Origin of the sequence: Pseudomonas meliae (genome assembly GCF_001400515.1) — a bacterium.
In the GTDB taxonomy this organism is placed as follows: Bacteria; Pseudomonadota; Gammaproteobacteria; order Pseudomonadales; family Pseudomonadaceae; genus Aquipseudomonas; species Aquipseudomonas amygdali.
This window is the reverse complement of the sequence record NZ_LJQT01000292.1, coordinates 9,980-22,655: the sequence shown is the minus strand read 5'-3', so window position 1 is coordinate 22,655 and position 12,676 is coordinate 9,980. Positions and strand designations below refer to the sequence as shown.

The following is a 12,676-nucleotide window of genomic DNA, read 5'->3' as shown; positions in this document are numbered from 1 at the left end:
GCGTGAGGAACGATAGGTGTACGGGAGAGCACGTATCATGTCCGTGCTCCGCATATTCATGCAGCCCCCGAAACATCCTGCATGACAATTCGCTGCCGCTGTCACCCAAGCGTAACGTGACACCTTCATTGTGTGGCTCCTCGAGAAACGGACTTCCCTCTTTTTGGAGCTTGTCATGCTGCACGCAAAAAATCAGGATCGCCTTTACCTCATCGCCCAGAGCGATGAACAGCAGGATTTGATCGACGGTCTGGCCTTCAACGTTCAGGACCGCCACTGGCTGGTCTATTGTGCACTGGGCGGGCACGTTCATCATGACCTGCCGGATATGGATCAGAACACCGGTTTCAGTTTTCTGGATTTTTATCAGCAGGCAGCTTGAGCCTGACCACGGCCTCACGGCCTATACCGAATAAAGCAAAAAGCCCGGCCCCTTCAACAAGGGCCGGGCTTTTTGTCTAGCGCTGAAGCTTACTGCGCCAGGGTCGAACCGATGGTCGGGTCCTGGAAGACGCGGGTCAGTGCATCGCTCAACACGTCACTCACCAGCTTGGTGTTGGTTTCCTGGTTCGGAGCCATGCCGAAACGCTGATCCAGCGATGCTGCGTAACGACCACTGTAGCTGCGACCGTTATTACGTACGTCAGCGCGGAATGTCGAGCTGATGGTGGCTTCAGTCACGTACAGACCTTCTTTGGGCGACTGGTACTTCAAGTCTGCCAGGGTCACGGTCAACTGCGGAGCGTTGCCACCCTGAGTCGGCGTAAAGCCCAACAGGCGTACTGCCGCCTCGGCCTGAGCCTGGAGCTTGGGAACGATATCCGCACCGTTGACGCTAATGGCGCTGGTTTCCGGGTACATGCCGCCACGCGTGCCCAGCGTCGGGCCGGGACGGCCGTCGACTACGCGCACCACTACAGGCTGACCACGTCCTACGGCCGCAAGCTGTGCGTTGAGCTTGGGAGTGGGGCTGAGTTGTTGCGGACTGTGGGCACAGCCCACCAGGGTCAAACTGCTTACAGCAAGCAAACCGAACAAAATGCGACGCAGCATGCTCATTTCTCCATGGGCCAGACACTGAATGTGCCGCAGTATAGCGGCCAGCAACAGCCGCTAACCAGAGGGCGCTGACCGTTAAGCCTCGGACATTCGGCACGTCTCGGGGTTCAGGCAGCAGCTCAGGCAATGATTCGTGCAGCGCAATGTAATCAGGGCGTCACATCCAGTCGGCAGACTCGTCCTAATCGCACAGACGCTCATCCACGTCACAGGAGCTGCGCCATGAATCTGTTCCGGTCTTTGTTCACCACACGCCAACAGCATCGCCATTACGCACGCATTTATCAGACGGGCATCTGCTGCGCGTTCAAGCATTGTGCGCAACGCCCGTCTGGCGTCGAATGGGTGGAAGTGACCGAGCAACGACTTGCCTGGCTGAACCAGCCACTGCCCGCCAGCGCCCGGGTGGCACAGCACAGCGCACGTTCAACGCGCGGCCAGTTGCTCACCGCCTGACCCGATAGAGAATAAAAGTCATTTAAAGCGATCAATTCCTGCCATTTCATCGCTATAATCTCCCCCCGATTATAAGGACGTCTCCTGATCGGGCCTCGCAGCATTGCTAATCACCGTATTAGCGCCTTCGTACTGCCCACAGAGAGCCGCCCACACAGGTCATGTGCGCACGAGTGTGCTCGATGAAAGGTGAAGAATGCTCGAATCGTATCGAACCTTTCTCGCCCGCCAGCGCCTCACTCTTGGTGCCCCTGACCTGCCAGCGCTGTCATCGCAGCCATTTTGAGGTTTGGTTCACGTTCCCAAAAGGACGTGAAAAACGGGTTTCACTACTTCACAAGAGTGTGGCGAGCAAATGAATAGGTACGCGTTTGTAAATGCACCATCAGCCTCTGAACCGGCTCTCTTGAACAGGACTGACCGCGACTGCGCCTCCATGACCGGAGCCTGACGCCATCGACAGGAGCCCATCGGGCGATGGGCTCCCTGACGATGGTCGAATGGCCTTGCGGGCCTGGAAATGCGTTCATGAAACATTGATGAACCATGACCGGGCCTGACCGGGACCTGCGCTTTAGATGCGGAAAATTGCGAAGAATCGGTCAGGCGATCCTGGCCAGGAAAGCGAGGGCACCCTTTTGATCCAGACCCCGAACACCTGGCAACCAGCCTCAGGATCGTATGCCGTCAATTTGGTGCTGCAGATTTTGGAGACGCGTTAATGGCGCATAACGAAGCAGTCGACGTAGTACTGGTCGGAGCGGGCATCATGAGTGCCACTCTGGCGGTGTTGCTCAAGGAGCTCGACCCCAGCCTCAAGCTGGAAGTCGTTGAGCTGATGGACTCCGGTGCTGCGGAGAGTTCCAACCCGTGGAACAACGCCGGTACCGGCCACGCTGGTCTTTGCGAGCTGAACTACACGCCGCCTGCGGCTGATGGCTCCATCGACATCAAGAAAGCGGTGCACATCAACACCCAGTTCGAAGTCTCGAAACAGTTCTGGGCGTACCTGGCGCGCAAAGGCACCTTCGGTTCAGCCCGTTCCTTCATCAATCCGGTCCCGCACCTGAGCTTTGTGCAAGGCGAAAACGGCATCTCGTTCCTCAAGACCCGTTTTGAAGCCATGAGCAAGCATCACGCCTTCTCGTCGATGGAATACACCGAAGACAAGGCAAAGCTGGCCGAGTGGATGCCGCTGATGATGCCTGGGCGGCCTGCTGATGAAAGAATTGCCGCAACACGCATGATGAACGGCACCGACGTCAATTTTGGCGCACTGACCAATCAACTGCTCAGCCATCTGTCCAGCGCTCCGGGCACGCAGATCAAGTACCGCAGCCGGGTCACCAACCTGACCCGCAATGGCGCAGGCTGGACCGTGAGCGTCAAGGACGTGAATGGTGGCGGCACACGTGAGATAGATGCCAAATTCGTATTCCTCGGTGCAGGTGGCGCAGCATTGCCGCTGCTGCAACTGTCGGGCATCGAAGAGAGCAAGGGTTTTGGTGGCTTCCCGGTGAGCGGCCAGTGGCTGCGTTGCGACAACCCGGAAGTGGTCAAACACCATCAGGCCAAGGTCTATAGCCAGGCAGCCGTGGGTTCGCCGCCCATGTCGGTGCCGCACCTGGACACCCGCGTAGTCGACGGTAAGAAGTCCCTGCTGTTCGGACCGTATGCCGGCTTCACCACCAAGTTCCTCAAGCACGGTTCGTTTCTCGACCTGCCGTTATCGGTACGCGTCGCCAACATCAAACCGATGCTGGCAGTGGCCCGTGACAACATGGACCTGACCAAGTACCTGGTCAGCGAAGTGATGCAATCGATGGAGCAACGCCTGGAATCGCTGCGCCGCTTCTATCCGGAAGCGAAAGCCGAAGACTGGCGTCTCGAAATTGCCGGCCAGCGGGTGCAGATCATCAAGAAAGATGCAAAAAAAGGCGGCGTGCTGCAATTCGGTACCGAGCTGGTGTCCGCAAAGGACGGCTCACTGGCCGCCCTGCTGGGTGCTTCGCCGGGGGCTTCTGTCACCGTGTCGATCATGCTGGAACTGCTGGAACGCTGCTTCCCGGAGAAAACCCGCACCGAGTGGGCTGCCAAACTCGACGAGATTTTCCCGGCTCGGGAAAAGATCCTCGAAACCGACGCGCAGTTGTATAACCGCGTCAGCGCCCAGAATGACGAGGCGCTGGAACTGGTCGAGAAAAGCAGTCAGGAACAGAGTTTCGCCTGAGCTGATTGCGGTGTCATGAAAGCCCTGCGCATCTGACACGCTGTATAAACAAAAAGCCCCGTGGCTCTGCCGAGTCACGGGGCTTTTTGTTGCGAATGTCAGTCAGAGGCTTTTGGACAATACGGCGATGTGCTCCGGACCAATTCCGCAGCCGCCGCCGATGTGCGTGGCACCGCGCGTTACCCAGTCTGCCGCCCACTGTTGATAACCCTGCGGGTCAAGGTCTTCGCGCAGCTCATCCAGACCGTCGTTGGCCTTGGCGTCCTTGGGTTGCGGCGGGAAAGCGTTGGCGTAGGCACCAATGGCAATGTCGACGTTCAGGGCTTTGAACACCTCACGCGCCGCATCGATTGCACCGCCGATCACCTCTGGCTGGCTGCAGTTGAACAGCAGCGTCGCCACGCCCATCCCGGCGGCAGCCTTTGCCGCGTCGGCAACGGGCTCGCCTGAACGCAAACGCGGCACCTCATCGGTGTCTTCATCCTGAAGGGTAAACGACAACCAGAACGGTTTGCCGTCATTGGGCAGCCCGGCGCGGATGGTTTGCGCTTCAAGAATGCAGCTTTGCGTCTCGGCCAGCCACAGATCGACATACGGCGACAAGCCGGCCACCAGCGGCCTCAGGACACCGGCGGCCAGCTCCGGCTTGTACAGGTCAGGGCGATAGGAGCCGAACAATGGCGGAATGGAACCTGCCACCTGTGCACGCCCGCCGGAAGCGTCGGCCGATTCACGCGCCAGTCGACCGGCCAGCGCTGCCAGTGCCTGACCCTCGCGGGCAAAGCGCTCTTCACCAATATGAAACGGCACGACGGCATAGCTGTTACTGGTGATGACCTGAGCGCCACTTTCGATGTAAGCGGCATGTACCGCACTGACGGCCTCAGGTGCCTCGCTCAATGCCAGAGCCGACCATTCAGGCTGGCGAAACGGGGCACCGCGACGCTGCAGTTCACGGCCCATGCCGCCATCAAGAATTACAGTTGTGCCTTGCGTCATATGTGATCTACTTATATGTATATGAAAAAAACTCATTATGAGTCAGTCTTGTATAACGTATTTAATACGGCCCTTTAATCAAACTACAAACACTTTTTTCAGGGGATATCTGTGAATTATCGCGCTCTGCTGGGCATTGGCCTGGTTACTCTGGCTGCCTCCACTCAAGCCCTGGCCGGTGCCACGCTGGATCGCGTGCAGAAAAACAAAGAGCTGGTCAACGTCCTCATGGAAAGTTACCCGCCCTTCTCTTTCCTGAATGACAAGAACGAACTGGACGGTTTCGACGTGGATGTCGCCAAGGCCGTGGCGCAAAAGCTGGGCGTCAAGTTGCGCCTCGAAACGCCCTCCTGGGATGTTATCGCAGCAGGTCACTGGAGTGGCCGTTACGACATCTGCGTCTGCTCGATGACCCCGAGCAAGGCACGCGCTGAAGTCTTCAACTTCCCGGTCGAGTATTACGCATCGCCTGCGGTGATTGTGGTCAATGCCTCGGATGATCGCATTCATTCGGCCAAGGACCTGAGCGGCAAGAAAGTCGGCCTGACCAGCGCCTCGAGCTACGAAAGCTACCTGAACAAGAATCTGGTCATTGATGGCGCGGAAGACAAGCCATTGCAGTACCCGTTCGACGACGTGCAGATTGCTCCGTACGACAACGACAATGTGGCGTTTCAAGACCTGGGGCTGGGCGCTGGCAAGCGGCTGGACGCCATACTGACCAATCTGGTGACGGCAAAACCGCGTCTGGACCAGGACAAGCGCTTCAAGCTGGCGGGCGAAACGCTGTACGAAGAACCCAACTCCGTGGCCATCGAAAAGGACGACCCGGAATGGGACGCCAAGGTTCGCCAAGTCTTCGCCGAACTCAAGAGCGACGGCACCCTGAGCAAGCTGTCGCAAAAGTGGATCGGTGCTGACATCAGCAAATGACTTCCTTTCAGCCCCAGCGCCCACCCGAGCAGGCCGAGCATAGCCTGCTCAAGCGAGTTTTCGGCTTCCGCACACGGCTTTACCTGACCTGGCTGGTCATGTTTGTGCTGTTCGCCGGTTTCTTCCTGAGCTTCGATCTGAAGCTGTCGATCATCCTCGACAAACTGCCGAATCTGATCGGGCTGCATCTGGCCCCCAACGGCTTTCTGCAGGGCGCGGCGCTGACATTGTTCGTATCAGTGTGCTCGATCGTGGTCTCGGTGGCGTTCGGCTTTGTCACGGCACTCGCGCGGCTTTCCAGCAGCGCGGTGGCGTTCGGCATCGCCAGCTTTTACGCCTCGTTCTTTCGCGGCACGCCGCTGTTGATCCAGATCCTGCTGATCTATCTCGGCCTGCCACAACTCGGCATCGTGCCAGGAGCCATCACGGCGGGCGTGATCGCGCTGTCGCTCAACTACGGAGCTTACCTGAGCGAGATTTTCCGTGCGGGCATCATCGGCGTCTCTGCCGGACAGCGTGAAGCCGCGCTGGCCCTGGCCTTGCGCCCGGCGCAGATCTTCTGGCGCGTTACCCTGCCCCAGGCCATGCGCACGATCATTCCGCCGACCACCAACCAGTTCATCTCCATGCTCAAGGATTCGTCACTGATTTCAGTGATGGGCGTCTGGGAGGTGATGTTCCTGGCCCAGTCGTATGGCCGCTCCAGCTATCGATACATCGAAATGCTGACCACCGCAGCGGTGCTGTACTGGATCATGTCGATCGGCCTGGAGCTGTTGCAGTCCAGACTGGAACGGCATTACGGCAAGGCGTATCAGGCGCGCAAATAGGGCTGAAACGTTGGTTGATTAACTGATAATACATATTACTGTGGGAGCGAGCTTGCTCGCGAAGAGGCGCGTCATTCACAAAGGATTTATCGTCCGAAATAAAGCCTTCGCGAACAAGTTCGCTCCCACCTGAAAAGCGTTTCAGCCAAATTCAGGTTTCAACTACGGGCTTTTTCGATCAGTTCGATGTATTCATCGGCATTACGCTGATCCTTGATCAGGGCAATGAAGTCGTTGCCGTGCTCGTCCTTGCCATCGAAGTCGTGGCCCGCTTCCCTGAAAAAAAACCAGAAAGCGCTCAAAATCGTTGATGCGCAGCCCACGGTAGGCCTTGATCAGTTTGTGCAGCGACGGCGAGGTAGCATCATATGGCTCGAAGTCGAGGAACAGTTTGATCTGCTCATCGCCGATCTCATCGCCAATCAGCTGCTTCTTATCTTTACGCATTACAGGCTCCAGCAGGTCGCAGACACTTTCACGGGCGGGCAGTTTACCCCTCGGCAAGCACAGCGCTCAACGCGCACTTGCAGAGGTGGTATGCAAATCGGCCCAGATATGCCCGTTGGCGTAACTGAGGAACTGGCAATAAACCTTCTCGTTGCGAAGCAAGTCGACCAGCACGCGGTACTGGGCCAGTGGGTAATAAAGCGTCAGGGTGCTGGTTGGCTCGTCGTAGGTCGGTTTTTTCAGGCTTTTGCTGTCGCCGCCATCAAAGTGCACAAGCACCTGTGAAATGGACGCGCCCTTGTTCAGCGACTTGCCTTTGAGGCGCAACGACAGAGGGGAAGTAACCGGAATCGGCTGCTGGCTGGATTGCCGCTGGTTACCGGCAACGATGGTGTACTCGGTGACACGCATCAACTGTTGCTGCTCGGGCACACCTTCGCGCAGGCTCAGGTCGTCAGGCGGCAGGTATTGATCGTGCATGGGGCTGGCCGAAACCGGCGCAGCAGGTGCGGCAACTGCCAGACCAGACAACAGCACCAACGCCACGGCGCCGGGAATCAGTAGCTTCATTGAGGGTTTCCAGATAATTGCGAATCGACGACCACCCCTGTTCGCAGAAGCGGTCGTCAGAATGCCTTACATCCCTTTGACGGCATAGATGCCGGCAGCATTACGCCAGTAGCCTTTGTAGTCCATACCGAAACCGAAGATGTAACGGTCGATGCATGGCAGGCCTACGTAGTCGGCCTTCAGGTCCGGGCGGGCCTTGCGGTCGTGGTCTTTATCGATCAGCACGGCAGTGTGCACAGCGCGGGCACCGGCGTGTTTGCAGAAGTCGATGATGGCGCCCAGGGTGTGACCTTCATCAAGGATGTCGTCGATGATCAGCACGTCACGGTCGATGAACGAGACTTCGGGTTTGGCTTTCCAGAACAGATCGCCGCCAGTGGTTTCGTTGCGATAGCGTGTTGCGTGCAGGTAGGACGCTTCCAGCGGGAAATTCAGATGAGTCAGCAGCTTGCCAGAGAAAATCAGGCCGCCATTCATCACGCAGAACACAACCGGGTTGCGTTCGGCCAGTTCGGCATTGATCTGCGCGCCGACGCGGGCAATGGCAGCATCCACTTCGGCCTCGGTGTACAGGCAGTCGGCTTCGCGCATGATTTGACGGATATGCTCGAGATCAGCGGACATGACGCTCTCCAGGTAAGGCAGTTTGAGAAAAGCGGGCAAAGGTACGCATCCGTTCAAGCCAGAGCAAGTGATTCTGGACTAACGTTGCGAGTGTCTTGCAAAAGCCGCGAACGTCGAAGCTTCGTAACGATACTGCACGTGCTTTAAGACAGTAACAGCTGAATAGATTAACCTAGACCGATTTTTGCCCCGCTGGAGCCTTTCCCCATGCCTATTCGTGAGATCCGTCACCCACTGATCCGCCACAAACTCGGCCTTATGCGCCGTGCCGACATCAGCACCAAGAATTTTCGTGAGCTGGCTCAGGAAGTCGGCGCACTGCTGACCTACGAAGCCACCGCCGACCTGACCCTGGAAAACTACGACATTCAGGGCTGGGCCGGTACGGTTTCAGTCGAGAAAATCGCGGGCAAGAAAATCACTGTCGTGCCGATCCTGCGCGCCGGTATCGGCATGCTCGACGGCGTCCTCAGCCTGATTCCGGGTGCCAAGGTCAGCGCGGTCGGCGTGGCCCGCAACGAAGAAACCCTGCAGGCACACACTTACCTGGAAAAACTGGTCCCGGAAATCGACGAGCGCCTGGCAATGATCATCGACCCGATGCTGGCCACCGGCAGCTCGATGGTCGCCACCATTGACCTGCTGAAGAAGGCTGGCTGCAAGGAAATCCGCGCGATGGTTCTGGTCGCGGCACCTGAAGGCATAGCGGCCGTAGAGAAGGCACACCCGGATGTAATGATCTACACCGCCTCCATCGACGAGCGTCTGAACGAACACGGTTACATCATTCCGGGCCTGGGCGATGCCGGTGACAAGATTTTCGGCACCAAACAGAAGGACGCGTAACCCGATGACGCAGCAGGAGTTCAACGATCCACTGTGGCGCACGATTCTTTCCGGCGCGCAAATGCTGTTCGTGGCCTTTGGCGCACTGGTATTGATGCCGCTGATCACCGGGCTCGATCCAAACGTGGCGCTGTTTACGGCAGGCCTTGGCACATTGCTGTTCCAGATTGTCACTGGGCGTCAGGTCCCGGTGTTTCTGGCCTCGAGCTTTGCGTTCATCACCCCGATCATCCTCGCCAAGGGCCAGTTCGGTCTGGCCGCGACCATGGGTGGCGTGATGGCGGCAGGCTTCGTCTACACCTTTCTCGGTCTGGCGGTGAAGATCAAGGGCACAGGTTTCATCGACCGGCTGCTGCCTCCGGTGGTGATAGGGCCGGTGATTATTTCCATCGGTCTGGCCATGGCCCCGATTGCGGCCAACATGGCGATGGGCAAGACCGGCGACGGCGTAGTGCTGATTCCTTATCAGACCGCCATGCTGATTTCGATGCCCGCGTTGCTCACGACTCTGATCGTGGCGGTGTTCGGCAAAGGCATTTTCCGTCTGGTGCCAATTATCTCAGGTGTGCTGGTGGGCTTTGCGCTGTCGTTCTACTTTGGCGTAGTCGACACTAAAAAGATTGCTGACGCGGCCTGGCTGGCACTGCCGCACTTCACCGCACCGGAATTCAATTGGCAGGCGATTCTGTTCATCGTCCCGGTTGCTCTGGCCCCGGCCATCGAGCACATCGGCGGCGTGATCGCAGTCGGCAGTGTGACCGGACGCGACTACCTGAAAAAGCCGGGCCTGCATCGCACGCTGTTCGGTGATGGCATCGCCACGACAGCGGCAGGCCTGTTTGGCGGCCCGCCCAACACCACTTACGCTGAAGTGACCGGCGCAGTGATGCTGACCAAGAACTACAACCCGCAGATCATGATCTGGGCGTCGTTCTTCGCCATAACACTGGCATTCATCGGCAAGTTCGGTGCGTTGCTGCAGAGTATTCCGGTGCCGGTAATGGGCGGGATTCTGTGCCTGCTGTTCGGTTCGATTGCAGCGGTGGGGATGAACACGCTGATCCGCCACAAGATCGACCTGGCCGAAGCACGCAACCTGGTCATCGTCTCGGTGACGCTGGTATTCGGGATCGGCGGCGTACTGATCGGCACCGGCAACGGTCCGAACGACTTTGGCCTGAAGGGTATCGCCCTGTGCGCCATCACCGCGATCATCCTCAATCTGGTCCTGCCGGGACATGACAGCTGGAAGCGCAACAAGCCGGATGATCAGTTGCTGTAATGGCTGGAGCGTGAGGAACGATAGCTCTGCGACTATTGCGTGCGGCGCATCACAGCATCAGCGGTGCGCGCTCGCATAGTCTGTTCAGCTCTTTCGCCCAGTTGGGGTCGTCGTTCAGGCACGGCACCAGCACCAGCTCCTCTCCCCCCGCTTCCTTGAACTGCTCGGCACCACGGTCGCCGATCTCTTCCAGGGTCTCTATGCAGTCAGCCACGAATGCCGGGCACATGACCAGCAGCCTTTTCACGCCCTGCGCAGCCAGTTCGTCGAGGCGCGCCTCGGTGTAGGGTTCGATCCACTTGGCACGCCCCAGACGTGACTGAAACGACACAGACCATTTGCCGTCAGGAATGCCCATGCGCTTGGCGAACGCCGCCGCCGATTGTATGCACTGGGCGCGGTAGCAGGTGGCAAGTACTTCGGCAGGCGCGGTCATGCAGCAATCGTCCTTGAGGCAGTGCTTGCCGGTCGGGTCGAGCTTGTGCAGATGCCGCTCGGGCAAACCATGGAAACTCAACAACAAGTGGTCGTAAGGTTGTTCCAGATGCGGCCTCACGCTCTCCACCAGCGCACTCAGGTATTCAGGCTGATCGTAGAACGGCTGCAAAACCGAGAACTGCATCTTCAACGATTTGGCGCGCACCACGCGCTTGGCCTCTTCGATCACAGTGGTCACTGTGCTGTCGGCGAACTGTGGATAGAGCGGCGCCAGAGTGACTTTCTTGAAGCCCTGCTCTGACAGGCGCGTCAGCACCGTTTCGATAGACGGCTCGCCATAGCGCATCGCCAGCTCGACCGGCCCGTGCGACCACTCTTTTTTCATCGCCTGCTGCAGGCGCTTGCTCAGCACCACCAGCGGCGAACCTTCATCCCACCAGATGGACGCATAGGCATGCGCAGACTGCTCTGGTCGTTTGATCAGAATCAGCGAGACCAGCAGCCTGCGAACGGGCCACGGCAGGTCGATCACATAAGGATCCATCAGGAACTGGTTCAGGTAGCTGCGCACATCTGCCACTTGAGTAGAAGCAGGCGAACCCAGATTGACCAGCAACAAAGCGTGATCGGTCATGCAACATCCTATTTCAAAGCGTTCAGTGGCGACCCAGCAAATCTTGCAGGGCAGTGTCGAGTTCGGTGTACTTGAATGTGAAACCGGCTTTCTGCAAACGCTCTGGCCGGGCACGCTGACCACCGAGCAGCAGCACCGAAAGTTCGCCCAGCAATACTTTCAGGGCCAGCGCAGGCATAGGCATGAATGCCGGTCTATGCAGAATACCTGCCAGTGCCTTGGCAAACTGACGATTGCGCACCGGTGATGGCGCACAAACATTATAAGGACCCTTTGCTTCATTCAGATTCAACAGAAAATCAATCGCCGCAATTTGATCGTCAATATGAACCCAGGGCATCCACTGCCTGCCATTACCAATAGGCCCGCCCATGCCGAATTTGAAGGGCGGTAACAGGCGTTGCAGGAAGCCAGCGCGGTCCGACAGCACCAGCCCGGTACGGATCAGCACCACGCGCACACCCAGCGACTCGGCACGTTGCGCGGTTTCTTCCCAGGCGTTGCACAGCTGACTGGCAAAATCTTCTTTGGCAGGCAGTGAAGTTTCATCGATTTCACGCTCGCCGCTGTCGCCGTACCAGCCGACCGCAGAACCGGAAATCATCAGCGCAGGTTTTTGCGAGCGGGTGCCCAGCCAGGTCAGCAGTTGTTCGGTCAGCCCGATGCGGCTGTCCCACAGCAGCAGGCGACGCTTGCGGGTCCAGGGGCGATCCGCAATAGGCGCGCCCGCCAGATTGACGATTGCATCCACCGGCTGCGCACCCAGCTCATCAAGGCTGGCAATGCCACGCACCGAGGCGCCGCATAGCTCGGCGACATCGGCGGGTTTTCGGCTCCATACCGTCAGTTCATGGCCCTGAGCAGACCAGAAACGGCAGAGCGCTCGTCCTATCAAACCAGTACCACCGGTCAGCAATATGTGCATGGCAGATAACCTCGCGTGGCGTACGTGACAATTGAGTAGTCTTATTTTTACCAGTGACGATCTCCGTGACGCTTGTCCGGAAAACGAAACTGTCAGTTGAACCATAGGCCACAGCTTAATGGAGCGCAGCCATGAGGCCCTTGCCTTTATGGCTGCCCCGTTCGACCCTCAAAGCAGCAATGTGACTCAACAGGCAAATTCCAAAACCACTGCAAGTTATACCAAAGAAGAAGATTGTACAGGTTTTAACTACGGCGTAGTCTGTACAGACAAGGTAACGAGGCCCCTATGACTGTCCCTATCGCAATCATCGGTACCGGTATCGCCGGACTCTCAGCAGCCCAGGCGCTTACATCAGCCGGGCATCAGGTGCACCTTTTCGACAAAAGCCGCGGCAGCGGCG

13 protein-coding genes and 2 pseudogenes (1 of these 15 only partly in view) are annotated in these 12,676 nt (G+C 58.0%); 8 read left to right on the top strand and 7 right to left on the bottom strand.

All coding sequences use genetic code 11. From position 1 onward, the window contains the following. The first annotated feature begins 175 nt into the window (after positions 1-175). Positions 176-382: a hypothetical protein gene (locus ALO64_RS13620; protein WP_005733238.1), complete on the top strand. Its 207-nt coding sequence runs from the start codon at positions 176-178 to the stop codon at positions 380-382. Positions 383-471: 89 nt separating this feature from the next. Here ALO64_RS13620 and ALO64_RS13615 read toward each other — a convergent pair whose 3' ends face one another. Next, positions 472-1,053, bottom strand: coding sequence for a YajG family lipoprotein (locus tag ALO64_RS13615; RefSeq protein ID WP_002552178.1), 582 nt, complete (start codon positions 1,051-1,053; stop codon positions 472-474). Positions 1,054-1,281: 228 nt separating this feature from the next. Here ALO64_RS13615 and ALO64_RS13610 point away from each other — a divergent pair, with 228 nt between their 5' ends. Further along, positions 1,282-1,515 (top strand): hypothetical protein, encoded by a 234-nt coding sequence (locus ALO64_RS13610; protein WP_044343962.1) that lies wholly within the window; start codon positions 1,282-1,284, stop codon positions 1,513-1,515. Positions 1,516-2,236: 721 nt separating this feature from the next. Beyond that, complete coding sequence (gene mqo, locus ALO64_RS13605) at positions 2,237-3,745, top strand: malate dehydrogenase (quinone) (RefSeq protein WP_005733240.1); 1,509 nt, start codon at positions 2,237-2,239, stop codon at positions 3,743-3,745. Positions 3,746-3,847: 102 nt separating this feature from the next. Here mqo and ALO64_RS13600 read toward each other — a convergent pair whose 3' ends face one another. After that, positions 3,848-4,744: a homocysteine S-methyltransferase family protein gene (locus tag ALO64_RS13600; RefSeq protein ID WP_044343961.1), complete on the bottom strand. Its 897-nt coding sequence runs from the start codon at positions 4,742-4,744 to the stop codon at positions 3,848-3,850. Positions 4,745-4,855: 111 nt separating this feature from the next. Here ALO64_RS13600 and ALO64_RS13595 point away from each other — a divergent pair, with 111 nt between their 5' ends. Both ALO64_RS13595 and ALO64_RS13590 read left to right on the top strand, forming a co-directional pair. Next, entirely contained in the window at positions 4,856-5,677 is an 822-nt protein-coding gene (locus tag ALO64_RS13595; RefSeq protein ID WP_005733242.1) for an ABC transporter substrate-binding protein, read from the top strand. Then, positions 5,674-6,507, top strand: a complete 834-nt coding sequence (locus ALO64_RS13590; RefSeq protein WP_044343960.1) for an amino acid ABC transporter permease — start codon at positions 5,674-5,676, stop codon at positions 6,505-6,507. Before ALO64_RS13595 ends, ALO64_RS13590 begins: the two co-directional genes overlap by 4 nt. 158 nt (positions 6,508-6,665) lie before the next feature. Here ALO64_RS13590 and ALO64_RS13585 read toward each other — a convergent pair. From ALO64_RS13585 to ALO64_RS13575, 3 genes and pseudogenes are all read right to left on the bottom strand, one after another. Further along, positions 6,666-6,954: pseudogene (locus ALO64_RS13585) on the bottom strand (PA4642 family protein). Between the two features lie 66 nt (positions 6,955-7,020). Continuing rightward, positions 7,021-7,524, bottom strand: coding sequence for a hypothetical protein (locus ALO64_RS13580; protein ID WP_044343959.1), 504 nt, complete (start codon positions 7,522-7,524; stop codon positions 7,021-7,023). Between the two features lie 66 nt (positions 7,525-7,590). Beyond that, positions 7,591-8,148 (bottom strand): hypoxanthine-guanine phosphoribosyltransferase, encoded by a 558-nt coding sequence (locus ALO64_RS13575; RefSeq protein WP_002552171.1) that lies wholly within the window; start codon positions 8,146-8,148, stop codon positions 7,591-7,593. Between the two features lie 207 nt (positions 8,149-8,355). Between ALO64_RS13575 and upp the strand changes: the two genes are divergently transcribed. Further along, positions 8,356-8,994, top strand: coding sequence for a uracil phosphoribosyltransferase (gene upp / locus ALO64_RS13570; RefSeq protein WP_002552170.1), 639 nt, complete (start codon positions 8,356-8,358; stop codon positions 8,992-8,994). A 4-nt stretch (positions 8,995-8,998) separates the two neighbouring features. Continuing rightward, entirely contained in the window at positions 8,999-10,276 is a 1,278-nt protein-coding gene (locus ALO64_RS13565) for a uracil-xanthine permease family protein (protein WP_002552169.1), read from the top strand. Positions 10,277-10,325: 49 nt separating this feature from the next. Here the strand turns inward: ALO64_RS13565 and hemH are convergent, their stop codons facing one another. Then, a complete protein-coding gene (gene hemH, locus ALO64_RS13560) occupies positions 10,326-11,348 on the bottom strand; it encodes a ferrochelatase (protein ID WP_004660393.1) in 1,023 nt (340 codons plus the stop codon). Positions 11,349-11,370: 22 nt separating this feature from the next. Further along, the gene (locus ALO64_RS13555) at positions 11,371-12,273 is read right to left on the bottom strand and encodes a TIGR01777 family oxidoreductase (protein WP_002552166.1); all 903 of its coding nucleotides are present in this window, start codon (positions 12,271-12,273) and stop codon (positions 11,371-11,373) included. Positions 12,274-12,561: 288 nt separating this feature from the next. Between ALO64_RS13555 and ALO64_RS13550 the strand changes: the two are divergent. Continuing rightward, positions 12,562-12,676, top strand: a pseudogene (locus ALO64_RS13550) (NAD(P)/FAD-dependent oxidoreductase) (it continues 862 nt past the right edge of the window).